Origin of the sequence: Paraburkholderia denitrificans (assembly GCF_042655705.1) — a bacterium.
In the GTDB taxonomy this organism is placed as follows: Bacteria; Pseudomonadota; Gammaproteobacteria; order Burkholderiales; family Burkholderiaceae; genus Paraburkholderia; species Paraburkholderia denitrificans.
In genome coordinates this window covers 18,643-42,228 of record NZ_JBHSMP010000037.1, presented here as the reverse complement: position 1 = coordinate 42,228, position 23,586 = coordinate 18,643, and the positions used below count along the sequence as shown (strand labels likewise).

19 protein-coding genes, 1 tRNA gene and 1 pseudogene are annotated in these 23,586 nt (G+C 65.2%); 12 read left to right on the top strand and 9 right to left on the bottom strand.

Annotated elements, in window-relative coordinates; all coding sequences use genetic code 11:
* The first annotated feature begins 122 nt into the window (after positions 1-122).
* The 4 genes from waaF to ACFPTO_RS22200 all read left to right on the top strand — a co-directional run bounded on the left by waaF (position 123) and on the right by ACFPTO_RS22200 (position 3,395).
* Positions 123-1,148 carry a lipopolysaccharide heptosyltransferase II gene (gene waaF / locus ACFPTO_RS22215; protein ID WP_377714785.1) on the top strand — a complete coding sequence of 342 codons (1,026 nt, stop codon included), beginning with the start codon at positions 123-125 and terminating at the stop codon, positions 1,146-1,148.
* 100 nt (positions 1,149-1,248) lie between these two features.
* The gene (locus ACFPTO_RS22210; RefSeq protein ID WP_377714783.1) at positions 1,249-1,695 is read left to right on the top strand and encodes a nuclear transport factor 2 family protein; all 447 of its coding nucleotides are present in this window, start codon (positions 1,249-1,251) and stop codon (positions 1,693-1,695) included.
* A 22-nt stretch (positions 1,696-1,717) separates the two neighbouring features.
* Entirely contained in the window at positions 1,718-2,782 is a 1,065-nt protein-coding gene (locus tag ACFPTO_RS22205; protein WP_377714781.1) for a YheT family hydrolase, read from the top strand.
* Positions 2,775-3,395, top strand: coding sequence for a DUF2946 family protein (locus ACFPTO_RS22200; RefSeq protein ID WP_377714779.1), 621 nt, complete (start codon positions 2,775-2,777; stop codon positions 3,393-3,395). Before ACFPTO_RS22205 ends, ACFPTO_RS22200 begins: the two co-directional genes overlap by 8 nt.
* A gap of 9 nt (positions 3,396-3,404) precedes the next feature.
* On the opposite strand, the gene ACFPTO_RS22195 is transcribed toward ACFPTO_RS22200, so the two are convergent.
* Positions 3,405-5,216 carry a M48 family metalloprotease gene (locus tag ACFPTO_RS22195; RefSeq protein WP_377714777.1) on the bottom strand — a complete coding sequence of 604 codons (1,812 nt, stop codon included), beginning with the start codon at positions 5,214-5,216 and terminating at the stop codon, positions 3,405-3,407.
* Between the two features lie 161 nt (positions 5,217-5,377).
* On the opposite strand from ACFPTO_RS22195, the gene moaC reads away from it, so the two are divergent.
* Complete coding sequence (gene moaC / locus ACFPTO_RS22190; RefSeq protein WP_377714775.1) at positions 5,378-5,881, top strand: cyclic pyranopterin monophosphate synthase MoaC; 504 nt, start codon at positions 5,378-5,380, stop codon at positions 5,879-5,881.
* Between the two features lie 6 nt (positions 5,882-5,887).
* Complete coding sequence (gene corA / locus ACFPTO_RS22185) at positions 5,888-6,865, top strand: magnesium/cobalt transporter CorA (protein WP_377714773.1); 978 nt, start codon at positions 5,888-5,890, stop codon at positions 6,863-6,865.
* Positions 6,866-6,945: 80 nt separating this feature from the next.
* Here the strand turns inward: corA and ACFPTO_RS22180 are convergent, their stop codons facing one another.
* The 8 genes from ACFPTO_RS22180 to recA all read right to left on the bottom strand — a co-directional run bounded on the left by ACFPTO_RS22180 (position 6,946) and on the right by recA (position 15,466).
* Positions 6,946-8,736 (bottom strand): PglL family O-oligosaccharyltransferase, encoded by a 1,791-nt coding sequence (locus tag ACFPTO_RS22180; RefSeq protein WP_377714771.1) that lies wholly within the window; start codon positions 8,734-8,736, stop codon positions 6,946-6,948.
* A 257-nt stretch (positions 8,737-8,993) separates the two neighbouring features.
* The gene (locus ACFPTO_RS22175) at positions 8,994-9,644 is read right to left on the bottom strand and encodes a pilin (protein WP_377714769.1); all 651 of its coding nucleotides are present in this window, start codon (positions 9,642-9,644) and stop codon (positions 8,994-8,996) included.
* 108 nt (positions 9,645-9,752) lie between these two features.
* Positions 9,753-10,493 carry a TerC family protein gene (locus tag ACFPTO_RS22170; RefSeq protein ID WP_377714767.1) on the bottom strand — a complete coding sequence of 247 codons (741 nt, stop codon included), beginning with the start codon at positions 10,491-10,493 and terminating at the stop codon, positions 9,753-9,755.
* Between the two features lie 226 nt (positions 10,494-10,719).
* The gene (gene sucD / locus ACFPTO_RS22165) at positions 10,720-11,601 is read right to left on the bottom strand and encodes a succinate--CoA ligase subunit alpha (protein WP_293039796.1); all 882 of its coding nucleotides are present in this window, start codon (positions 11,599-11,601) and stop codon (positions 10,720-10,722) included.
* Between the two features lie 89 nt (positions 11,602-11,690).
* Positions 11,691-12,857: an ADP-forming succinate--CoA ligase subunit beta gene (gene sucC / locus ACFPTO_RS22160; RefSeq protein WP_377714765.1), complete on the bottom strand. Its 1,167-nt coding sequence runs from the start codon at positions 12,855-12,857 to the stop codon at positions 11,691-11,693.
* Positions 12,858-12,939: 82 nt separating this feature from the next.
* Entirely contained in the window at positions 12,940-13,593 is a 654-nt protein-coding gene (locus ACFPTO_RS22155) for a DUF2889 domain-containing protein (RefSeq protein ID WP_377714898.1), read from the bottom strand.
* Positions 13,594-13,701: 108 nt separating this feature from the next.
* A complete protein-coding gene (gene recX, locus ACFPTO_RS22150; RefSeq protein ID WP_377714763.1) occupies positions 13,702-14,379 on the bottom strand; it encodes a recombination regulator RecX in 678 nt (225 codons plus the stop codon).
* 7 nt (positions 14,380-14,386) lie between these two features.
* Positions 14,387-15,466, bottom strand: a complete 1,080-nt coding sequence (gene recA, locus ACFPTO_RS22145) for a recombinase RecA (protein WP_377714761.1) — start codon at positions 15,464-15,466, stop codon at positions 14,387-14,389.
* 232 nt (positions 15,467-15,698) lie between these two features.
* On the opposite strand from recA, the gene ACFPTO_RS22140 reads away from it, so the two are divergent.
* The 6 genes and pseudogenes from ACFPTO_RS22140 to ACFPTO_RS22115 all read left to right on the top strand — a co-directional run bounded on the left by ACFPTO_RS22140 (position 15,699) and on the right by ACFPTO_RS22115 (position 23,573).
* The gene (locus ACFPTO_RS22140; protein ID WP_377714759.1) at positions 15,699-16,511 is read left to right on the top strand and encodes a response regulator; all 813 of its coding nucleotides are present in this window, start codon (positions 15,699-15,701) and stop codon (positions 16,509-16,511) included.
* 12 nt (positions 16,512-16,523) lie between these two features.
* Positions 16,524-18,116: a sensor histidine kinase gene (locus ACFPTO_RS22135; RefSeq protein ID WP_377714757.1), complete on the top strand. Its 1,593-nt coding sequence runs from the start codon at positions 16,524-16,526 to the stop codon at positions 18,114-18,116.
* A gap of 292 nt (positions 18,117-18,408) precedes the next feature.
* Positions 18,409-20,068: pseudogene (locus tag ACFPTO_RS22130) on the top strand (MFS transporter).
* Between the two features lie 116 nt (positions 20,069-20,184).
* Positions 20,185-20,261 (top strand) — tRNA-Met (locus ACFPTO_RS22125).
* 142 nt (positions 20,262-20,403) lie between these two features.
* Positions 20,404-22,068, top strand: coding sequence for a DUF6538 domain-containing protein (locus tag ACFPTO_RS22120; protein WP_377714755.1), 1,665 nt, complete (start codon positions 20,404-20,406; stop codon positions 22,066-22,068).
* A 722-nt stretch (positions 22,069-22,790) separates the two neighbouring features.
* A complete protein-coding gene (locus ACFPTO_RS22115) occupies positions 22,791-23,573 on the top strand; it encodes an ATP-binding protein (protein ID WP_377714753.1) in 783 nt (260 codons plus the stop codon).
* Positions 23,574-23,586 lie beyond the last annotated feature (13 nt).

Here is a 23,586-nt window from a genome sequence, read left to right as displayed (position 1 = left end):
CCCGCCGGCATGAGGCCGCGGGCGGCCCGATGACGCGTCTTGCGGCGCGTCCGCCCTGCTAACCGCGTTCCGCGCGCCTGATGCGCGCGGAAGCTTTGTCACTTTCCGGACCCTGATACCCGATGCGCCGCGCGCTGGTAATCGCCCCTAACTGGATCGGTGACGCACTGATGGCGCAGCCGCTCCTTTCGCGGCTCGTGAAACTGCATCCGCGCATCGTGATCGATGCACTCGCGCCCACGTGGGTCGCGCCCGTGCTCGAGCGCATGCCTGAAATCCACGACGTCTACGCCACCGACCTCGCGCACGGCAAGCTGCAACTGCTGCGCCGCTGGCAACTCGCGAGCGATTTGCGCGAGGTGCGCTACGACGCCGTCTACGTGCTGCCGAACTCGCTGAAGTCCGCGATGATTCCGTGGCTCGCGCATATTCCGCTGCGCATCGGCTACACGGGCGAGAGCCGCTACGGCCTCTTGAACGTGCGCCACGCGAATCCGCCGAAGGACGAACGTCCGCCGATGGTCAAGCACTACGCCGCGCTCGCGTGGGCGCCCGGCGCGACGGTCCCCGACGATCTGCCGGTGCCGCGTCTCGAGTCGGATCCGAACGAGGCGTCGCGCGTATCGGCGCGCTTCAACCTCGATACGCGCGTGCCGCTCCTCGTGTTCTGCCCCGGCGCCGAGTACGGCCCAGCCAAGCGCTGGCCGCCCGAGCATTTCGCGGCGCTCGCGCAGATGGTGGGCCAGTCGTTCCCGTACACGCAGATCGTCGCGCTCGGCTCGCCGAAGGATGCGCCGCTCGCTCAGGCCATCGCCGAGCGCGCATCGAACGTGCGCAACCTGTGCGGACAGACCGCACTCGGCGAAGCGTGCGCGCTGATCTCGCGCGCAAACGCTGTCGTCACCAACGACTCCGGCTTGATGCACGTAGCCGCCGCGCTGCGGCGGCCGCTCGTGGCGCTGTACGGCTCGACGGATCCGCGCCACACGCCGCCCTTGTCCGATCTCGCAAAGGTACAATGGCTGCATCTCGATTGCAGCCCGTGTTTCCAGCGCGAATGTCCGCTCGGACATCTGAATTGCCTGCGCGAACTGAGCCCGGAACAGGTGTTCGGCGACCTTCGCGGCATGCTGCTCGGCCAACGCTAGTCTCGCTGCGGCTGCAGCGGCAACAGCAGGCCTGCTGCCGCTGCAAACGCAGCGAGTGTCGATTCGCAACCCGCGCCCCGGCGCACAAGATCATCGAGCCATGCCACGTTTTGCCCACCACTTTGAAGCCGCCGCGGACACGCTCAACGCCTGGTATCAGGCCGTCGCGGAAGTGAATCTCGACGGCTTGATTGGCCTGTGGATCGATGAGGAATTCGTGAGCTGCATCTGCCCGGACGGCGCCCATCTGTATGGCCTGCCGAACATCCGCGCAGGGCTCGCCGCGCAGTTCGAGGCAGCGCCGGTGTCGATCGAGCCGCTCGATATCCGCGTCTACGACAGCCTCGGCACCGTGGTCTACGCCATCGTGGAAGCGCATCGGCCGGTCGACCCGAAAGCCGTGCCCGCAATGGTCTTCACGACCTACGTGATGGTTCACGAGCGCGGCGAATGGCGCATCGCCCACATCCACTCGAGCCGCATGCCGGACGAAGCGGCCAGCCAGTTCTCCGCGAAACTGCGCCGCAGCCTGGGCGCGCTGCACTGAACACGCCTTCGGTATAGCAGTCATGAGCACGACCGGAGACAAATCCCACACCACCGGAACACCGGATGCGAATGCAGCGCACGCGCATTCGCATCCGGCAGCGCTGGCCGGCGCCTATCGCGCGCCGGTCTGGCTGCCGGGCGCGCACGCGCAGACCATCGTGCCCGCGCTCATGTCGAATCTGCCCACGCCCGTCTACCGCCGCGAGCGCTGGGACACGCCCGATGGCGACTTCATCGAACTCGACTGGGTTGTACCCGCCGCCGGGCAGCCGCTTCCCGCGCCCAACGCACCGCTTTTCGTGCTCCTGCACGGGCTCGAAGGCAATTCCGGCTCGCACTACGCACGCACGATGGCCGCCGCCGCAGCCGCGCGCGGCTGGCATGCCGTGATCCCGCACTTTCGCAGTTGCAGCGGCCCGCTGAATTTGCTGCCGCGTTTCTATCATCTCGCCGACGCCAACGAGGTCGACTGGATGCTGCATCGCTTCGCCGCGCTTCATCGCGGGCCGCTCGTGGCGGCAGGCGTCTCGCTCGGCGCGAACGTGCTACTGCATTGGCTCGCGCAGCAACGCGAGGATGCGTCGATCGTCAAGGCAGCCGCCGCGGTTTCCGCGCCGCTCGACGTCCACGCGGGCGGCGAAATGCTCTCGCACGGCTTCGGCCTGATCTATACGCGCAGCTTCCTCAAAACGCTGAAGGCGAAGGCGCTCCAGAAGCTCGAACAATATCCCGGCCTGTTCGACGCAAACGCCGTGCTCGCGAGCCGCACGCTGTTCGAGTTCGACGACGTCGTGACCGCGCCGCTGCACGGCTTTCGCAACGCCGACGACTACTGGACCCGCGCGACGGTTGGCCCGAAGCTCAGCGAAATCGCCGTGCCGACGCTCGTGCTCAACGCGCGCAACGATCCGTTCCTGCCTGACCGCGCGCTGCCCTCGCCCGGCGAGGTAAGCGCGGCGGTCGAGCTGGAGCAGCCCGCGCACGGCGGCCACGTCGGCTTCATGACGGGACCGTTCCCGGGCCGCTCCGACTGGCTCGCCGAGCGCGTAACCGGCTATCTCTCACGCTTTGTTGCCCATGGATGAGATCGTCAGACAGGCACTCGCGCGCTGGCCTGACGTGCCGCACTGCACCGGCTGGCTGATGCTCGATGCGCGCGGCCACTGGCGCATGCGCGACGAGGCCGACCAGGCGGCGGGTACGCACGGCACGCCGATCCGGCACGAGACGCTGATCGGCTTCATCAACCGCAATTACGCGTGCGACGAGCGCGGCCAGTGGTATTTCCAGAACGGGCCGCAGCGCGTCTATGTCGAGCTGGAATACACGCCGTGGATCGTGCGGCTCGCGTGCGATGCGGCCGGCGCACTCACGCTCACCGACCAGTCCGGCCAGCCGTTCGCGCCGTCAGCCGTCTACGTGGATGAAGCGGGCAGCGTGCTGTTCGCATCGCCCGCCGATGCTGCTGAAGATGGTGCGCGCGCGTGCGTGGCCCTGCTCCACGATCACGATCTCGATGTGTTCGCCGACCACGCGTCGCTTGCCGACGACGGTTTAAGCGGCACCTTCGCGTGGCGCGCCGATGCCGTGCTGCCGCTTCAGGCAATCCAGCGCGCGCAAGTGCCCGCGCGTTTTGGCTTCGTTTCGAGCCCGGCGCGCGAAGCCGCCAACGTGCAGGGGCAGCGCGGCACCGCCTGAGCGCCCCGCTTAGCTACCGTCTTTCTCGTCTTCGCGCTCTTCCTTGTAGCGCGCCTCGAACTCGTGCAAGCGCGCCGTGATGATCGACAGGTCATAGAAGCCGACCGATCGCATGTCGCGCGCCTCCTTCAACTGCCGGATCGCCGACGCCCACCCGCCGTCGAGCGCGAACTTTTCCGCCAGCGCACGCCGCTGTGTCAGCAGATCGCCCAGGCCCGCGCTCGCCTGTGCGAGGTAGAGCCACCACGCAGCCTGCCTTGGCTCCGCCACGGTCTGAGCCTGCGCAAGCGTCTGCGCTTCCTTGAAGCGGCGCGCGCCGAGTAACGCCTCCAGCAAAACTTCCGTTGCGGCATGCGATGCGGGCCATGCGGCGTGCGCGGTCCGCGCGCGCTGCACCGCTTCATCGTTGCGCCTCGCGCGCCGGGCGATGTCCGCGGCGAGCACGTCGAGACTCGGCGAGCTGCGCGTCCTGCTGCCGTCGGCCGCTTCAAACGCGCCGAACGCCGCACGCGATTTCGCCAGCGACGCTGCAGCAGCGTCGTACTGTTCAAGCAATGCCTGTCCGAACGCGATGCCGTACCAGTTCGCGGCCACGTTCAACGCCGTACGGTCGTCGATTTCGGAGCGCAGCCGCGCAACCTCGTCGATCCGGTCGCCGCGCATCCGACTCTGCAAGATACGCACGCGCGCGCGCACGAAGCCGTACTCGGGCGTCTGGCGCGGCTGGCGATACGCCGAACGTCGCGCGCGGTCCTCCATGTCGGCGATGCGCTCCGTGGTGAGCGGGTGCGTGCGCGCGTAGGCAGGCACGCCCGTGTCGTCCATCGACGCGCGATCGAGCCGCTCGAAAAACGCCACCATGCCGTACGGATCGTAGCCCGCGCCCGCGAGCAACTGGAAACCGACGCGGTCCGCCTCGTGTTCGGCGGCGCGCGAAAAGCTCAACTGGCGGTCGACGGCATAGGCCCCGCTACCGAGTACGAGCGCGCTGCCAAGGTCGCCGCTGCGTGCGAGCACGCCCGCGAGGATGCCAACCAGCATGCCCGCGAGCGCCGTGTAACCGGTGCGCTCGTTCTGCGAGAGCATGCGCGCGATATGCCGCTGGAGCACGTGGCCCATCTCGTGGCCGAGCACGGAGGCGAGTTCCGATTCGGTCTGCGTGGCGACGATCAGTCCGCTGTTCACGCCGATGAAACCGCCCGGCAGCGAGAACGCATTGATCTGGCTGTCGCGGATGGCAAAGAGATCGAAGTCGGGTCGATAGCCGCCGATATACAGCGCACTCGCCGCCGCCGCGAGCCGCGCGGCAACCGAGTTGAGATAGTCGCGCACGAGCCAGTCGCCGATGTAGTCGGGGCGGCTGCGGATCTCGCGCATCACGCGCTCGCCGACCTTGCGCTCGGCCTCGGGCGAGAGCGCGCCGTCCGAGCCGTCGCCGAGCGCGGGCAGTTGCGGCACCCAGGTGCCTGCGCGCACACTGGCGTTGCCGTGCGCGCCCGACTGGCCGGACAAGCGGTCTCGCGCGCCGCCGTAGGTGCCGAACACGCCCTGTGCGATGGATGCGGGAATTATCGGATCGGCGCGCTCGTCGAGCGGGCCGATCACGAGCGCGGGCGCATCCGGCGCGAGCGAATCCGTGCCCGCGGGAGCCGCGCCCGGACCGTGGACGTTGGCTGCGCCCCGGATGGCGGCGGCCGCATTCGTATCGAGCGTGACCGCGCTGGCGGCGAGCGCGAGCGAGGCGCGCGTCTGCGCGTACGCCTGCGGGCAGACCGCAACCGATACGGACAACCAGGCAGCAAGCAGTCGTTTCAGACGCATTGATGACAGGATTGGAGAAAGGCGGGACTGCGGGGTAGCGGCTGGCGCCGCTTCGCCGCCTGCCGATTGTACGCGCGGCCTGCGTGCGCCACGGCGACACCGTGCGGACAGCGCCCGCGCGCGGCGCTGTTATGATAGGCGCCCTCGATGGAGAGCCAATCATGCCCGAACTCACTCATTTCGATGCAGCCGGCGACGCCCATATGGTCGACGTCGGCGGCAAATCCGAGACCCGGCGCATCGCCGTCGCGCGCGGCACGATCCGCATGCTGCCCGCAACGTTCGCGCTGATCCGCGACGGTCAGGCGAAAAAAGGCGACGTGATTGGCGTCGCACGCATCGCCGCCATCCAGGGCGCCAAGCGCACGTCCGATCTGATTCCGCTGTGTCACCCGCTCGCGATCACGCGCGTCGCCGTGGATTTCGCGCTCGACGAAACGCTGCCCGGCGTGCATTGCACGGCGCAGGTGGAGACCGTGGGACGCACCGGCGTCGAGATGGAAGCGCTCACCGCCGTGCAGGTCGGGCTGCTGACCGTCTACGACATGTGCAAGGCAGTGGACCGCGGCATGACGATCACCGATGTGAAGGTCATGGAGAAGCACGGCGGCAAGTCGGGGGATTGGGTGGCGGATTCAGACAGTCCGCACCCGCCTTCAAGGTAACAGACCATGCTGATCAACTGCGCCGCGTACCAGGATGGCAAGAAGCTCGCCGATATCAAGATCGAGGACATCAGCGATTACGTCGCCAAACCCGAATGCTTCGTCTGGGTTGCGCTCAAGGACCCGGAACCGGCCGAACTTGAGGCGATGAAAGAGGAATTCGGCCTGCATGAGCTTGCAATCGAAGATGTCCAGAACGGTCACCAGCACCCGAAAATCGAGGAGTACGGCGACTCGCTATTCGCGGTGCTGCACACGATCGAGATGGACGAGAACGACGAATTTGTGATCGGCGAAGTCGATATCTTTGCAGGCGAAAATTACGTGCTCTCCGTGCGCAACCGGACGCGTCACGGCTTCCAGGAAGTGCGTGCACGCTGCGAGCGGGAGCCGAGTCTGCTCAAGGAAGGCTCGGGTTTCGTGCTGTATGCGCTGATCGACACGGTCGTCGACCGCTATTTCCCGATTCTCGAAACGCTCTCCACGAAACTCGAAGAGATCGAAGACCGCATCTTCGAGAAACATACGCTCGCGCAGTCGCGCGCGATCATCGAGGATCTTTACTCGCTCAAGCGCAGGCTCGTGGCGCTGCAGCAGCGCGTCGCGCCGTTGCTCGAAAGTCTCAGCAAGCTGACGGGCGGCCGCATCCCGCGCATTTGTTCAGGCATGGCCGCGTACTTCCGCGACGTCTACGATCATCTCGAACGGATCGTGCGGACGGTCGAAGGCCGTCGTGAAATGACCGTGACTGCGGTGCAGGTGAATCTCGGCATGATCTCGCTTGCAGAAAACGAAGTGACCAAGCGTCTCGGCGCGTTTGCCGCGCTCTTTGCCGTGCCGACCATGATCGCCGGCATCTACGGGATGAACTTCCAGAACATTCCGGAACTGCATCTGCCGTTCGGCTATCAGATCTGCCTTGCGGCGATGCTGGTGATCGACCTGATCCTGTTCTGGAGATTCAAGGCCTCAGGCTGGCTGTGAGCACTCGCGCGCGCGGCTGAGCCCCTCGCTCACGCCGCGCGCGCGCCGCAACGGTTAATCGCAGCGGTCAGTCACAACGGTCAGTCGCTGGAGTCGTCGTCCGATTCGATCGGTTGCGCGGGCGCGCCGTACTTCTTCATCAGGGCAGCCCTGAAGCCCTTGAGCGCCGGTTGCCGGTCGGTCAAGCCGTAGAGTTCGGCGAGTTGCTTCGGCCAGTCGCGCAGCTCCACCGCGAAGATCTTCAGCCGCGCGACGGTATCCATCGCCCCCGCCATGTCGCCAGCGTACGCCTGCAGCGCCGCGTAACGGCGCAGCACCGTCTCGCCAGGCAGCAGCGAAATCGCACGCCGATGCGCGTAGAGCTTGGACGCGAGATTCGACGCATCCATCGGCAGCAGCGTGGCCATCCCGTAGTCGCCCCATCCGCGGAACAGGAACGACGGTGCTTCGCTGTACTCCTGCGCGGGATGCTCGCCGTAGTAGAGCACCTCGGAGCGGTTGTAGTCGCGCAGCACGGGATAGAGCGACACGATCCCGCCGACCACGACGATCGCGAACACGCCGAACGAAACGCCCGACGGCACGAAGCGCAGCGCCCGCGTTTCGAGCAGGCCGAACACGAACATCGCGGGCAGCAGGAAGAACATGTACTGCTGCGGATATTCGACGAGCGCATGCATGACGAGCGCGCCGATCAACATGAAGCCGAACACGCGCTCCGGCGTGTGGTTCGTGCTCAGCGCGCGCACGAACCAGGCCAGCAGGCCGAGCAGCACGATCGCGAGGCCGATCAGACCAGTCTTGGCGAGCAGATCGATGAAGATGTCATGCGCGTTGTTGGCGATCTCGACGCCGCCCAGCGCGCGCACCAGTTCGAACTGGCGCAGCGGGAACTCGCCCCAGCCGACGCCCAGCAACGGATGCGACTTGAACATCGTCAAACCGTAGCGCCACAGTGCGAGACGCGGCGCGATCTGTCCGGCGTCCTTGAAACGGTCAGCCGCGGACACGTCGAGCTGGAGGTTGTAGCGCACGTTGGCCCAGCGCACGTACGCGTTCACGCCGATGAAGATCAACAGCAGCACGACGGGCAGCAGCCAGTCGCGCAGCGTGCCGTGCCTGCCGAGCTCCGTCACGCCACGGCGCATGCCCGCAAACGCGATCCAGAATCCCCCGACGATGATCACCGCCATCTGCAGCCACGGGCCGCGCGATACGGTGAGCGCCAGACCGCCCGCAAAGATCGCGGAAAGCACTGCCCACAGCACGACATGCAGGCGGCGCGTCTGCACGAGGAAGAGGCACGCGGCCATCGCGAATGCGATATACGTCGCGAGGTGGTTGGCCTGCGCCATATTGCCGAACGGCCGGCGATCGGTCGCGATGTTGTACGCGACGACGAGCGGCGCGAACTTCGCTTCGAGGTGGAACAGTTGCACGACCTGGCTGAACACCGCGAAGAGTCCGCCGAGCAGCAGCGCAAAGGCGGCCCACACCAGCGCGGTTTGCGTCTGCCGCGCGCGCGCGATGCCGTAACCCGCCAGCGTTGCCATGAACGCGGCAAGCAGATAACCGGCGCCAAGCCAGTTCATCAACGGCTGCGTCACGGGCAGCGCGACGATCTGAACGATCAGGAACAGGCCGAACGCGAGAGGCACCAGCGCAACCGAGGGCGTTGCGAAACCGATCGCAGGCCGCGCCGAGCGCACGAGCAGCAACACGGCAGCGCCGACGAACAACCAGAGCGCCAGCGACGTGAATTCCGCGTAGAACGTCGGCATCGGGTAGGTGTGGTTGACGACGGCATACGGTAGGGTCAACGCAACAGCCAGCAAGAAGAACGTAAGAAACCGCGTGAAATTGGAAGGCATAAGTCCGCAGGGGCGTCAGCAACCGGCGCACTATACAAAACTTTTCCCGCTCTGTGCGGGCTCTCTCCTTGTTGCGAGCGAGCGCGCACGCTTTTTGCGGTTCACGGGCGCGAGCCTGGCGGCGCGACAGCCGGGTGCCTGCGCCGCCCTGCTCTTCACGATGCCGAGCCTCACCGCGTTTCCGCGACTGACCGCGCACGATTGGTTGCGTAAGCCCCTAAAGCGCACGGTGCACGTCGAAGCCGCGTCAAGCCTCTTCAGGCCCTGCAGTCTGGCGGCGCGAGATTCGGCGGCAGCGTCGCGGCGTCGGCCGGCGCTGGCCCGGCGCCTGGCGCGCCCAGCGACGACGCCGTCTTGCTGCCCGCGAAACACTCCCACGTGACGGTGCCGCCCTGCGAGCTGCCGCGTGCGAGCGCGACGCGGGCCGTAGGCGCCTCGGCGTTGTCCGGCACCGAGGGAACCAGCACGAGCGTATTGCTTCCCGCAGGCGCAACCCGAACCGTGAAGGTGACGGCGATCTGGCCGTTCGTGTCGTCGACCCGCACCGATTCGACGTTGCGCGTCGCGGGCGGCGACGAGAACCCGGCAGAAAACGCGTTGCCGCTCGCGGCGTTTTCCGCGACCGCGAGCCGTGCCGACGACGCGAGCGACAAACCCTCGCCGACGCGGCTGCGCGCCAGATAGTCCTGATACGCGGGAATGGCGTAGGCGGCGATCACGCCGACGATGGCAAGCACGATCATCAGTTCGATCAGCGTAAAACCACCGGGCGCGAGGCGGCCCACGTTCCGCACGATCGGCGCGAACCTGGCCGACGCGACGGCCTGAGCGCGCGAGCACGCGTGCAGCAAACGCCATCGCGACACGGCTGCGGGCGTTCGCGCGAGAAAAACAGTGACGGTCATCATCCGGGCTCCAGAAACAAGAAACGCCTGTCCACGAAAGGTGAACAGGCGTCTTGATCGTATCGGCCGGTCCAGCTGCGGGACAGCCAGCCGAACGGCGTAGGAACCGGCTTACGGCTTGTTTGCCCGCTGCTCCACCTGCGCCGCGCGCTCCACCGCGCGCCGCGCCTGGCGGCGCTTGAGCAGGTGACCGAGCCCCATGACGAACACCGCGCCCGCCGCGGCCATGCCGTACTCGGCGACCGGCGTATCGAGCAGCGGCCAGCGGTCGCCCGCCGGATCGTTCACGATGAGCCCGCCCGCGATCCAGCCGAGCAGCCCCGCGCCCAGCGTGACGATGACCGGAAAACGATCGAGCAGCCGCAGCACGATCTGGCTGCCCCACACGATCAGCGGAATGCTCACCATCAGCCCGAAGATGACCAGACCGGTGCGGTGCGCCGGATCGGCGGCCTCGGCGGCGCCCGCAATCGCCACGACGTTGTCGAGGCTCATCACCGCGTCGGCGACGATGATCGTCTTGATCGCGCCGAGCAGCTTTTCGGCAGGCTTCACGTCGGCGTGTTCGAGATGCGCCGGGGCGAGCAGCCGCACGCCGATCCACAGGAGCAGCATTCCGGCGGCGAACTTCAGCAGCGGCACGTTGAGCAGCAGGACGGCGAACGAGATCAGCACGACGCGCAGCGCAATCGCGCCCACCGTGCCCCACAGGATGCCGCGCAGACGTTGTTGCGCGGGCAGGTCGCGGCACGCGAGCGCGATGACGACGGCGTTGTCGCCGCCGAGCAGGATATCGATGACGATGATCTGAACGACAGCGCCCCAGTTGAGCGACGCGAGAAACTCAGTCATGAAAGCAGTGGCGAGAACGGTGAGCGGTCAGCGCAAAAGCGCAGTGAGAGACAACGCCAGAAGCAAGCCCGGCGGGCACGAGCCAGGCACAAACCAGACGGCCAATAAAAAAGCGAGGTAGCCATCACTGGCTCCCTCGCTTTTTGCCGGGACCCTTATGAAAGGATTCCGCAAGCATACCAAAAACGCCGGCTACCCGCGCGAGCAGGGCCGGCGATCGGCGGTATTACAGCACTGCCTTCAGCAGACGGCCCATCTCCGACGGATTGCGCGTCACCTTGATGCCGCAGCCGTCCATGATTTCCAGCTTCGCGTCGGCCGTGTCCGCACCGCCCGAGATCAGCGCGCCGGCGTGGCCCATGCGCTTGCCCGGAGGCGCCGTGACGCCCGCGATGAAGCCGACGACCGGCTTCTTCATGTTGTCCTTGATCCAGTAAGCGGCATTCGCTTCGTCCGGACCGCCGATCTCGCCGATCATGATCACGGCGTCCGTATCCGGATCGTCGTTGAACATCTTCATGACGTCGATGTGCTTCAGACCGTTGATCGGATCGCCGCCGATACCGACTGCCGACGACTGGCCGAGGCCGAGCGCGGTCAGCTGCGCGACGGCTTCATACGTCAGCGTGCCCGAACGCGACACGACGCCGATGCGGCCCTTCTTGTGGATGTGACCCGGCATGATGCCGATCTTCAGCTCGTCCGGCGTGATCGTGCCGGGGCAGTTCGGGCCGAGGAGCAGCGTCTTGCGGCCTTCGCGGCGCATGCGGTCCTTCACTGCGATCATGTCGCGAACCGGAATGCCTTCCGTGATGCAGATCGCGAGATCGAGGTCGGCCTCGACGGCTTCCCAGATCGCAGCAGCGGCGCCTGCGGGCGGCACGTAGATGACCGACACGTTCGCGCCGGTCGCTTCCTTCGCTTCGCGCACGTTAGCGTAGATGGGAATGCCCTCGAAGTCCTCGCCGGCCTTCTTCGGGTTCACGCCCGCGACGTATGCTTCGCGGCCGTTGGCGTACTCACGGCAGGCACGCGTGTGGAACTGACCGGTCTTGCCGGTGATGCCCTGCGTGATGACCTTGGTGTCTTTGTTGATCAGAATCGACATGTATTGACCTCTGTTCGCCTGGCGTTGCGTTGCGTCACGTCGGCTGCGGCCTTCGCGCCGTCGCCACGCCATTCGGTATGCGGTGAAAATTACTTGCCTTCGGCGGCCGCGACAACCTTCTGCGCGGCTTCTTCCATGCTGTCCGCCGAGATGATCGGCAGGCCCGAATCGGCCAGCATCTTCTTGCCGAGGTCCTCGTTCGTGCCCTTCATGCGCACGACGAGCGGCACCTTCAGGTCCACCGCCTTCGAAGCGGCGATCACGCCTTCGGCGATCACGTCGCAACGCATGATGCCGCCGAAGATGTTCACGAGGATCGCCTTCAGGCCCGGGTTCGTCAGCATCAGCTTGAACGCTTCGGTGACCTTTTCGGTCGTCGCGCCGCCGCCGACGTCGAGGAAGTTCGCCGGTTCGCCGCCGAACAGCTTGATGGTGTCCATCGTCGCCATCGCGAGGCCTGCGCCGTTCACGAGACAGCCGATGTCGCCGTCGAGCGAGATGTACGCGAGGTCGAATTTCGACGCTTCGATTTCAGCCGGATCTTCTTCGTCCAGGTCGCGGTACGCGACGATTTCCGGGTGGCGGAACAGCGCGTTCGAGTCGAAGTTGAACTTCGCGTCGAGTGCGATGACCTTGCCGTCGCCGGTCAGGATCAGCGGGTTGATTTCGGCGAGCGATGCGTCGGTTTCCCAGAACGCCTTGTAGAGACCCTGCAGGATCGCGCGGGCTTGCGGGACCGAAGCGTCGGGCACGCCGATTTTCTTCGCGAGGTCGTCGGCTTCTGCGTCCTGCAGACCCTTCGACGGATCCACGGCGATCTTGTGGATCGCTTCCGGCGTCTTGGCGGCCACCTCTTCGATGTCCATGCCGCCTTCGCTCGAACCCATCACGACGACCTTCTGCGAGACGCGGTCGATCACGAGGCCGACATACAGTTCCTTCTTGATGTCAGCGCCTTCTTCGATCAGCAGACGGTTGACCTTCTGGCCTTCCGGACCGGTCTGGTGCGTGACGAGCTGCATGCCGAGGATCTGGTTCGAATATTCGCGGACTTGCTCCAGCGACTTCGCAACCTTCACGCCGCCGCCCTTGCCGCGGCCGCCTGCGTGGATCTGCGCCTTGACGACCCACACCGGGCCGCCCAGCTCTTCGGCGGCCTTGACCGCGTCATCCACCGAAAACACCGGCTTGCCGCGCGGTACCGCGACCCCGAATTTCCGCAGGATTTCCTTACCCTGGTACTCGTGAATCTTCATGCGTGATTCCCTTCAGTCTGAGAGTTGGATTGGACTTCGTTTCCGCTGTTGTTATTCGTGCGTGACGGCATCGACCTTGCGCTCACGCGTCCGGGTCGACGTCCTCGCGCACGCCGGCTGTCTCCGCGCCGCGCTCCTCGGAGAGCGGCGCATGACCATACCAGCGCGGATAAAATTGTTCGACCGCCTCGCCGTCGAACCGCAGCGCATGGCAGCGGCCGAGCTGGAAAGGCGGCTTTTCGCCGGCGCTGGCAACCTTGCCGCTTTCCGGTCCTGACGCTTCACCCGGCGAGCCGCTCTGGGCATCCCAAACCTCTCCGGCGAACGCCTGCACCGCGGCGGTCGGCAGCACGCCGAGCATCTCGGTGAGATGCGTGCAGCCAGCCGTGCCGCCAAGACGGCGGCCCGCTTCGCGGCGGAAGTTCTGGAGCAGATTGAGCCCGATGAGGGCACGATAGGCGGGATTGGAATTCTGGCACAAACGACCGTAGGGCACCCAGTCGGACGACGCTTCGGCGTCGACGACGTTGAACCTGCGATCGATCGTGATACGCAGCCAGAGTTCATGGATCGGCAGACCATTGGGCCGAACGCCAGTGGCGAGGGGCACATCGCGTGGTTTGTGGTCGGTCAGGCAGGCGTCGATATCCCACAGGCCGTCTTCGCGCTCGTAGGCGACCGCCCGGATTGCACGCTGATGTCGCAACTGGCGGGGCACGGGCGGGGAAAGCGGCATGCGAAAGCTTGAGACCGGATTGGAAAACCGCCGAATTTTAACATACCGGGTATTTCCGACTGACAGGAACACCCTGGTAGATCAGGCCTTTACAAATGCCGTACGGCCTCAGTTTTCCGGCCAGGCTTCGTCGATGCCTTTGAGAATCTTGCCGATGATGCCCATCGAAAATCCGCGCGCAGCGAGAAACCGCGCCTGACGCGCGCGTTCGGCCGGTGTCGTGGGCAACTGGCCGTATTTCTTCTCCCAGACGGCGCGTGCGCGGGTGAGTTCGGTCTCGCGCAACTGCGCGTTCACTTCCTCGATGAGCGTGTCGTCCACCGCGTGGCGCCTGAGTTCGCTGACGATGCGCGTCGTGCCGAGCCGCGCGGCGCGGCGATGAATCACGCTCTCGGCGAAGCGCGCGTCGGAAAGCCAGCCTTCGCGGACGAGCGCGTCGAGCAGGGCTTCGAGCGCGTCGACGTCGTCGACGAACGGCATCAGCTTGCGCGAAAGCTCCGCGCGGCTGTATTCGCGGCGCGAGAGGTAGGCGAGCGCGCGACTCTTGAGCGAACGGACGGGGCGCCGCGATTCGGCGGTGGCAGCAGTACGCGCGGAAGCGGTCCGTGCCGCACGGGCGTCGGAGGTGCGCTGAAAGCGGTCGGCGCCCGCGTCGGCAACATCGCGCCCGGAATGACCAAAGCCGCGCTCGCCCTCGCGGGCGTCGCGGCTTTCCTGGCCGTCGCTCGGGCGGCCCGTATCATGTTGCGCCTTGGGCGCCGATGCGGACCTGCCCTTGCGAATCACGGGTGAATTACTCCTCTTCGTCCGCGATTTCGACTTCGCCGGCATTGTTGGCGTTCGCCGGCATCGCGCTCACGCCGAGCGATTCGCGGATGCGGTTCTCGATCTCGCGCGCGATTTCCGGGTTCTCGCGCAGGAATTCACGCGCGTTGTCCTTGCCCTGGCCAATGCGCTCGCCGCTATAGCTGTACCACGCACCCGCCTTGTCGACGATCTTGGCCTGCACGCCGAGGTCGATGATTTCGCCCTGACGCGAAATGCCCTCGCCGTACAGAATGTCGAACACCGCTTCGCGGAACGGCGGCGCGACCTTGTTCTTCACGACCTTCACGCGCGTTTCGCTGCCGATCACTTCGTCGTTCTTCTTGATCGAGCCGATACGGCGAATGTCCAGACGCACCGACGAGTAGAACTTGAGCGCGTTGCCGCCCGTGGTGGTTTCCGGGTTGCCGAACATCACGCCGATCTTCATGCGGATCTGGTTGATGAAGATGACGAGGCAGTTGGTGCGCTTGATCGTGCCGGTGAGCTTGCGCAGCGCCTGCGACATCAGACGTGCCTGCAGACCCGGCAGCGAATCGCCCATTTCGCCTTCGATTTCGGCCTTCGGCACGAGCGCCGCGACCGAGTCGATCACGATCATGTCGATCGAGCCCGAGCGAACCAGCGCGTCGGCGATTTCGAGCGCCTGTTCGCCCGTGTCCGGCTGCGAGATGAGCAGCTCGGGCACGTTCACGCCGAGCTTCGATGCATATTGAACGTCGAGCGCATGTTCCGCGTCGATGAAGGCCGCCGTGCCGCCGATCTTCTGCATTTCGGCGATCACCTGGAGCGTGAGCGTGGTCTTGCCCGACGATTCCGGACCGTAGATCTCGACCACGCGGCCGCGCGGCAGGCCGCCCACGCCAAGCGCGATGTCGAGGCCGAGCGAGCCGGTGGAAACCACCTGGATGTTTTCAACCGCTTCGCCGTCGCCGAGCCGCATGATCGAACCCTTGCCGAACTGCTTTTCGATCTGCGCGAGCGCGGCGGCAAGCGCCTTGCTCTTTTCAGCAGTCAGCCCAGCCGAGCCTTTCTTGCTATCTTCCATGAATCGTCCTTTGCTATGATGAACGGCATCTCGTGACGGCGCACGGGCTTGTTTAGCTCATTGCCCAGCTCATTGCCCCGGTTAATACCCGAGCTGATGCGCGCGAACGCAGATACTGTATAAAAAAACAGTGGTTTTAGCAAGCCCCAAGCTCACCAAAACCGCGAAATTTCGGGAGACCGCCGCGCGCCACGCAAGCCCGGTGCGGGCCTGGAGACGACGCGCACGCACCATGCGAATTCTCATTGCCGAAGACGACAGCATACTCGCGGACGGACTCGTCAGATCACTCCGCCAATCGGGCTATGCCGTCGATTACGTCAAGAATGGCGTCGACGCCGATACCGCGCTGTCGATGCAAAACTTCGACCTGCTGATCCTCGATCTGGGCCTGCCGAAAATGCCGGGCCTCGAAGTGCTGCGCCGCCTGCGCGGACGCAATTCCACGCTGCCTGTGCTGATCCTCACGGCCGCCGACAGCGTCGACGAGCGCGTGAAAGGCCTCGACCTCGGCGCCGACGACTACATGGCCAAACCCTTCGCGCTCAACGAACTCGAAGCGCGCGTGCGCGCGCTCACGCGGCGCGGCGCGGGCGGCGGGCCGACCATGGTGCGCCACGGCGCGCTGTCGTTCGACCAGGTCGGGCGTGTCGCGCGCATCAACGACCACGTGCTCGATCTCTCGGCGCGCGAGCTGGGCCTGCTCGAAGTGCTCATGCAGCGCCTCGGGCGCCTCGTCTCGAAGGAGCAGCTCGTCGATCACCTGTGCGAATGGGGCGAGGAAGTCAGCAACAACGCGATCGAGGTCTACGTCCACCGGCTGCGCAAGAAGCTCGAAGCGGGCGGCGGCGTGCGGATCGTGACCGTGCGCGGGCTCGGCTATTGCCTCGAAAAAGAACCGTCGGCGGGCACGAACGGAGCTGCGCAACCGGGCGCAGCACAACCGGACGCGGCGCAACCGGCTGAGCAACCAGGTGCACAACCGGCCGAGGCAACCGCCGCCAGCACGCCGCCCGCGATGCCGGCCAGCCACTATTACAAATAGCCAGGCTTGAAGATGGCCGAGCCCGCCCGCGCCTCGCCGCCGTCCGTCCCCGCGACCGATACGCTCGACGACGAAGCGCGCGACGCCCGTTACGCGAATCCGTTCGCCCCGCCGGACGAAACCGAAGCCGTCGCAGAGGCGCGCCCGCGCTCGCTCTTCGGCGAGATTCTCGACTGGATGCTCGCGCCGCTCCTGCTGCTCTGGCCGATGAGCATCGCGGTGACCTACCTCGTTGCGAAGTCGATTGCGAACGGTCCGTTCGACCGCGCGCTCGAAACCGACGCCTATGTGCTCGCGCGTCAGATCCACCCGGTCAACGGCGTCGCGGAACTCTCGCTGCCCGCCTCCGCGCGCGACTTCCTGCGCGCCGACAACGTCGACAACGTGTTCTTCCAGGTGCTCGGCAGCCGCGGCGAACTGGTCGGCGGCGACCGCGACATGCCGCTGCCGCGCGAGGACGATCGTCCTCCGCCGGGGCTCGTACAGTTTCGCGACGACATGCTTCACGGCATCGATATCCGCGTAGCCTACACGACCGTCGAGCTGCCGCAGATGCCCGGCGCGCAACCCGCGCTGGTCCAGGTGGCCGAGACGCTCGACAAGCGCCGCCAGCTCGCCAACGACATCATCAAAGGCGTGATCCTGCCGCAGTTCGTGATCCTGCCGCTCGCGATCCTGCTGGTGTGGTTCGGGCTTTCGCGCGGGCTCGCACCGCTGCACGCACTGCAATCGAACCTGCGCATGCGTCGCCCCGATGACCTCTCGCCGCTCGAAGCGCGGCGCGCGCCGCCCGAAATCGAGCCGCTCGTCACGTCGTTCAACGATCTGCTCACGCGCCTCGAACAGAACATCGAACTGCAAAAGCGCTTTATCGCCGACGCGGCGCATCAGATGAAAACGCCGCTCGCGGGGCTGCGGACCCAGGCCGAACTCGCGCTGCGCCAGGATGCGTCGCCCGAGGTGCATCGTTCGCTCGAACAGATCGCGACGAGTTCCGAACATGCGGCACGGCTCGTCACGCAACTGCTCGCGCTCGCGCGCGCCGAAAACCGCATGTCGGGCCAGGTCTTCACCCCGGTGGACGTCGCCGACGTTGCGCGCCTCGCCGTGCGCGACTGGGTTCAGCCCGCGCTCGCGAAGCAGATGGACCTCGGCTATGAAGGGCCGCTCGCGCACGACGACGGCGAACACGCCGCGCCTGTCGAAGTCGACGGCAATCCGGTGATGCTGCGCGAGATGCTCTCGAACCTGATCGACAATGCGATCCGCTACACGCCCGCGGGCGGACGGATCACTGTGCGCGTGCGCCCGCAACCGACGGCAGGCGTCGTGCACCTCGAAGTCGAGGATACCGGGCTGGGCATTCCGGCCGCCGAGCGCGGCCGCGTGATCGAGCGCTTCTACCGCATCCTCGGACGCGAAGGCGACGGCAGCGGCCTCGGCCTCGCGATCGTCCGCGAGATTGCGACGATGCATGGCGGCACGCTCGCCATCGAGGACAACGTCTATCAACAGTCGCCGCGGCTCGCGGGGACGCTCGTGCGCGTGACGTTGCGGCTGCGCGCGGCGGCGCCCGGTGCGTCGGGAAACCTCGCGCGAGGTTGACGCGGGCGCACCGTTAAAAACAGCGCTTACCAAACGGGACTTACCCTTAGGCCCACTGCGGGCCCGCTTCGGCAAGTCGGGAGCATAAAACATTCGATCGCAGACGAAGCGCGGCAATACACAAAAAATAGTGACGGTTTCAGCGAAATTAATTAATCACACTCCTATTTAATTACACCCACCCGACGCCCGGATTAATTTCGGAATTCCTCAGGTTTACGCTCCAATAATGACCAAGAGGGCCGCCCGCCAGGCGGACCCGACGTATAGCAATATTGGATTGGAGAGATCCATGGCAACGGTTGGCGGACAGGCTTCACACGCGCCGATGACGCACGACGAAAAGCGCGTGATAGTCGCGTCGTCGCTCGGCAACGTGTTCGAGTGGTATGACTTCTATCTGGCCGGCTCGCTCGCGGCCTACATCAGCAAGAGCTTCTTCTCCGGCGTCAACCCGACTGCCGCCTTCATCTTCACACTGCTCGGCTTCGCGGCGGGCTTCGCCGTGCGTCCGTTTGGCGCGATCGTATTCGGCCGGCTGGGCGACCTGGTCGGCCGCAAGCACACGTTCCTCGTGACGATCGTGATCATGGGCAGCTCGACCTTCCTGATGGGCTTCCTGCCGGGCTACGCGGCCATCGGCTTCGCCTCGCCCGTGATCTTCGTCGCCATGCGCCTGTTGCAGGGCCTCGCGCTCGGCGGCGAATACGGCGGCGCGGCGACCTATGTTGCCGAACACGCGCCGACCGGGCGCCGCGGCTTCTATACGTCGTGGATCCAGACGACCGCGACGCTCGGCCTCTTTCTCTCGCTGCTCGTGATCCTCGGCGTGCGCACGTCGATCGGCGAAGAGCAGTTCGCCGCCTGGGGCTGGCGCATCCCGTTCGTCGCGTCGATCCTGCTGCTCGCCGTGTCGGTCTGGATCCGTCTGCAGCTCGACGAATCGCCCGCGTTCCAGCGCATCAAGGCCGCGGGCAAGGTCTCGAAGGCGCCGCTCGCGGAAGCGTTCGGCCAGTGGAAAAAACCTGAAGATCGTGATCCTCGCGCTGCTCGGCCTGACCGCCGGACAGGCCGTCGTCTGGTACACGGGTCAGTTCTATACGCTCTTCTTTCTCACGCAGACGCTCAAGGTGGACGGCGCGAGCGCGAATATCCTGATTGCGCTCGCGCTCCTGATCGGCACGCCGTTCTTCCTGTTCTTCGGCGCGCTCTCGGACAAGATCGGCCGCAAGCCGATCATCATGGCCGGCTGCCTGATTGCGGCGCTCACCTACTTCCCGCTCTTCAAGGCGCTCACGCACTTCGCCAACCCGGCGCTCGAAGCCGCGACGCAGCGTGCGCCGATCGTCGTGATCGCGAACCCCGACGAGTGCTCGTTCCAGTTCAACCCGGTCGGCACCGCACGGTTCACCTCCTCGTGCGACATCGCGAAAGGTGCGCTGGCGCGGGACGGTTTGAACTACTCGAACGTGGCGGCGCCGGTGGGCACGATCGCGCAGATCAGGGTGGGCGACACGGTGATCGACGCATTCGACGGCAAGGCCGAAGGGGCCACGGAAAAGGGCGCGGCATTCGACAAGCTGCTGGCCGCGACGCTGCAGGCCGCCGGTTACCCGGTGAAGGCGGACCCGGCGCAGCTCAACTGGGCGATGACCGTGGTGATCCTGACGATCCTCGTGATCTTCGTGACGATGGTGTACGGGCCGATCGCGGCCATGCTCGTGGAGATGTTCCCGACGCGGATCCGCTACACGTCGATGTCGCTGCCGTATCACATCGGCAACGGCTGGTTTGGCGGGTTCCTGCCTGCTACCGCGTTTGCGATCGTGGCGGCGAATGGCGACATTTACTCGGGGCTCTGGTATCCGATTGTCATCGCGCTCATGACCTTCATGGTCGGGATGCTGTTCCTCAAGGAAACCAGCGACTCGGATATTTATGCGAGGGATTGAGGCCGGGCTTATGCAGGGTTGGCAGGATGTGCGGCGGGGCTGCTGGGTGGTCCTGCGAAAAAATCGTCAAGGTGGGGTTGACAGTCCAGGGCTGCCTCGGCATAATTCGCTTCTTCGGCGAATTAGCTCAGTCGGTTAGAGCGACGGAATCATAATCCGCAGGTCCGGGGTTCGAGTCCCTGATTCGCCACCAGTTGCAAGAAAAAGCCGCTGTTCTCACGAACAGCGGCTTTTTTGTTCTCAAAACTGGCATTACACCGAAAATTTTAGATTTCCCCGGTTTTGCCAGCGCGCTTGCTACACGGACTGTCACACTCAGCCATGGAGCAAGCCACATGAAACATCATCCTTTCGTCACCACCCGCCGCGGGTCCCCGAACCTGTACTTCCGCCGCAAGCTGCCCCTCGATGTCCAGGCCCTCCTCGGCCGGAAAGAAGTCTGGGCCAGCCTCGGCACCACGAGCTTTGCGCACGCAACAGAGGCTTACGCAGCTGCCCAGTCGGCGTACGAACGCACCGTCGCGGACGCGCGCCTGCTCGCGACGGCGGGCGGCGATGACACCTGCCAGTTGCGGCCGGGCTACGCCCCCGCGGGCACCAGCGACTACCATCCGCTGTTCCGCCCCGCCGGCTGCGCGCTGCTAGCCCATACGCAGGTCGCGCGCTTCGTACAGCGGTACCGGGCACACGTGCTTGCGAGCGACGCGGAAACGCGCAGCGGCATGTCCTACGCGGAGCTCGACGCACACGAGCAACTGCTTGAGGACGCGCGCCAGCAGACGCGGCGGGCGCGCGCCGCCAACGACCTGGCGTTCTTCAGCGATACCGCCGAACACATCCTCGAAAGCGAACGCGTCTGGCTGCCCGCCGGCAGCGGCGCCTTCACCCGTCTGCTCGAGCTGCTGGCGGGTGCCGAAATCGAGCTGCTCGACGAACAGTTGCGTCGCGTGCGCGGTGAGAATCCGGACCCGGTCGACCTGGTGCCGCTCATCGACCCGGATGACACATGGGAAGCGGCGGTGCGTCGCTGGACCGCCGAAAACGCGCCGCAACCCAAGACCGTCAACGAGGTCAGGCGCCAGGCCGAGCGTTTCCGGTCCGTCGTTGACCTGCCGCTCTCGGAACTCACGCCGGACCACGTCGAACAGTTCAAGCAGGTATGCCTCGACCGCGAGGGCCTTTCGCACAGCCGTGTGAATACGATTCTGTCACTGCTCTCGCCGGTCATCACGATTGCAATGCGCAGGAACCTCACCGGCCTCGAGCGCAACCCGTTCAGTGGCGCGAAATTCGGCGGAAAAGCCGTGCGTAGCAACACCGCCTGTTTCCGGGATGCCTTTACCATCGACGAACTGAACCTCCTTTACGCGTCGCCGGTGTACACGCAGGGCCTTCGGCCGCGCAAGGGCGGGGCCGATGCGGCGTACTGGCTGCCGCTGCTGGCACCGCACACGGGCGCGCGGGTCGAGGACCTGTGCCGCCTGCAGGGGGCGGACATCGTACAGCGCGATGGTCACTGGTGCTTTCATCTGCACGACACCAAGCGGGAAAAGCGCATGGCGTTACCGAAGGTGATGCGCTGGGTGCCGGTGCACCGCACGCTGCTGGAACTCGGCTGGCTGGACTATGTCGCGTCCCGCCGCGCGCTGGGCGCCACCGCATGGCTGTTTCCGGACCTGCACATCAACCAGTATGGCCAGCGCAGCGCGGTATTTTCGAACTGGTTTAACGAGTACCTCGACGGCATCCCCGGACTGGATGACCCGCGCCTCGTGTTCCACAGCTTCCGCCACACGCTCAAGGCCTTTGCCGAGGAGTCCGGTGTCCGCGACCGCGTCATCGAGGAGCTCATCGGGCACGCATCGGACAATGACTACGGCCGCAAGGAAGACGGCGAAAAGCGCTTGCCCCTGAACCAGCTTGTCGAGGCCATCGAGCGGCTGAGGTTTCCGGGGCTTAAGCTCGGCCACCTGAGTCCGTGGCGCGTTTCGCAAGGCTAGACCGCGCGGGTGCCGGGACCGACCCGGCATGGCCAGTGATTGGAGCCGGTTGCATAATGCGGCCGGCTCTTCATTGCATGTAGCAGGAAAAATATAAACCCCGCTCCCTAAAATCTTTAAAAAAGAGTTTTCCGAATCCCAAGGAGGTTCTTTAGAAACCCTGAAAAGGAGTCTCCTTAGGGCAGGAATCAGCCTTTGCTCATGCGACACGGAGCATGGGCCCGCAAGAGCGGGAGTCTGGCAGCGAATCCCACTCTTCAGTTGTGGTGGCAACCTCTTGCTCAAGGCTACTGAGCGAGGAGCTTCCTCAAGCCGCGCCGCAAGGTGCGTCCCGCGTGGCCTTGTAGCACCCGCTCGAAAACAGCTGCCACACGCATGGCAAGGAAACACCGCGACTGCGATGCTGCGAGGTCAGGTGTGGCCTCCGGGACGTTTCGCCCCATCGCCGGAAAGGTGGTCGTTAGCGAAGCGAGACATGCCCAGACGCTCCCCCTTGACGACGAACAACCTCCAGCGGCAAACGCCAAGTGGTCGAAACCCAGTTGCTAGAGAAACACCTTGAGGACTTCACGGCCGGGCCATCAAATATCACGCTTCGCACTGCCCTTCTTTGCGTGAGTGCCCCCCCTGACCGCAGGCGGTACATTAGAATTTATTGTCTGTTACGACAGAGCCGAAGGCCGCCTGTCGTGCCGAAACCAGAATCAGAAGAAGGGGTTGCCATGCTGACCAACATCCGGGGATTGGTAGACCGACTCGACCTGGCGCCATCGAAAGGGCTCATTCCGCTCTTCGAGGCAGTTTCCAACGCCATGGACGCCATCGAGGACAGATTTGGCGGTCCGTCAGGCGGCGCGATAACGATTCGACTGCTTGCGACCGACGACATCGCATCGCAAGGCGGTGACGAGACGCTGATTACTGACGGCTTCGAGGTCACGGATAATGGCGTGGGCTTCAACGACGCCAATATCGCCTCGTTTGGTGAGGCGTACACACTGTCGAAGGTCAAGCTTGGCGGCAAGGGCGTCGGCAGATTCACGTTCCTGAAAGTCTTCCGCCACTGCGACGTTCGCAGCGTCTATGAACATGGCGGCAAGCACTTCTCCCGCAACTTTACCTTCTCGATAACCGAGGAACTCAACGGCGCCCAGGCCGTTAGTCCAACCAGCGCGCCGACCGGTACGAGCCTTCGTGTATGCGGACTGGATGAGCGGTACCGCGCAGCGTGGCCCATTGACCCTGAGTTGCTCGCGCAACGTATCGTCGCTCACTTCCTCATCCGGTTTGCGGCACGCTCCTGCCCCGGCATGACCCTGGTCGCGCCAGGGCGCGAAGCCATAGACCTCCAGAAACTTTTTCAGGAAACAGTCCAGCCTCACATCGAAGAGCGCTTCTTTGATGTCCGCGGACACACGTTCGCACTTCAGGCGTTCCGCCATCGCGACGGCCGCGCGCGTCATGACTATCATCTTTGCGCCAATGGCCGGGATGTCATGACCTAGAAGCTGCGCGACT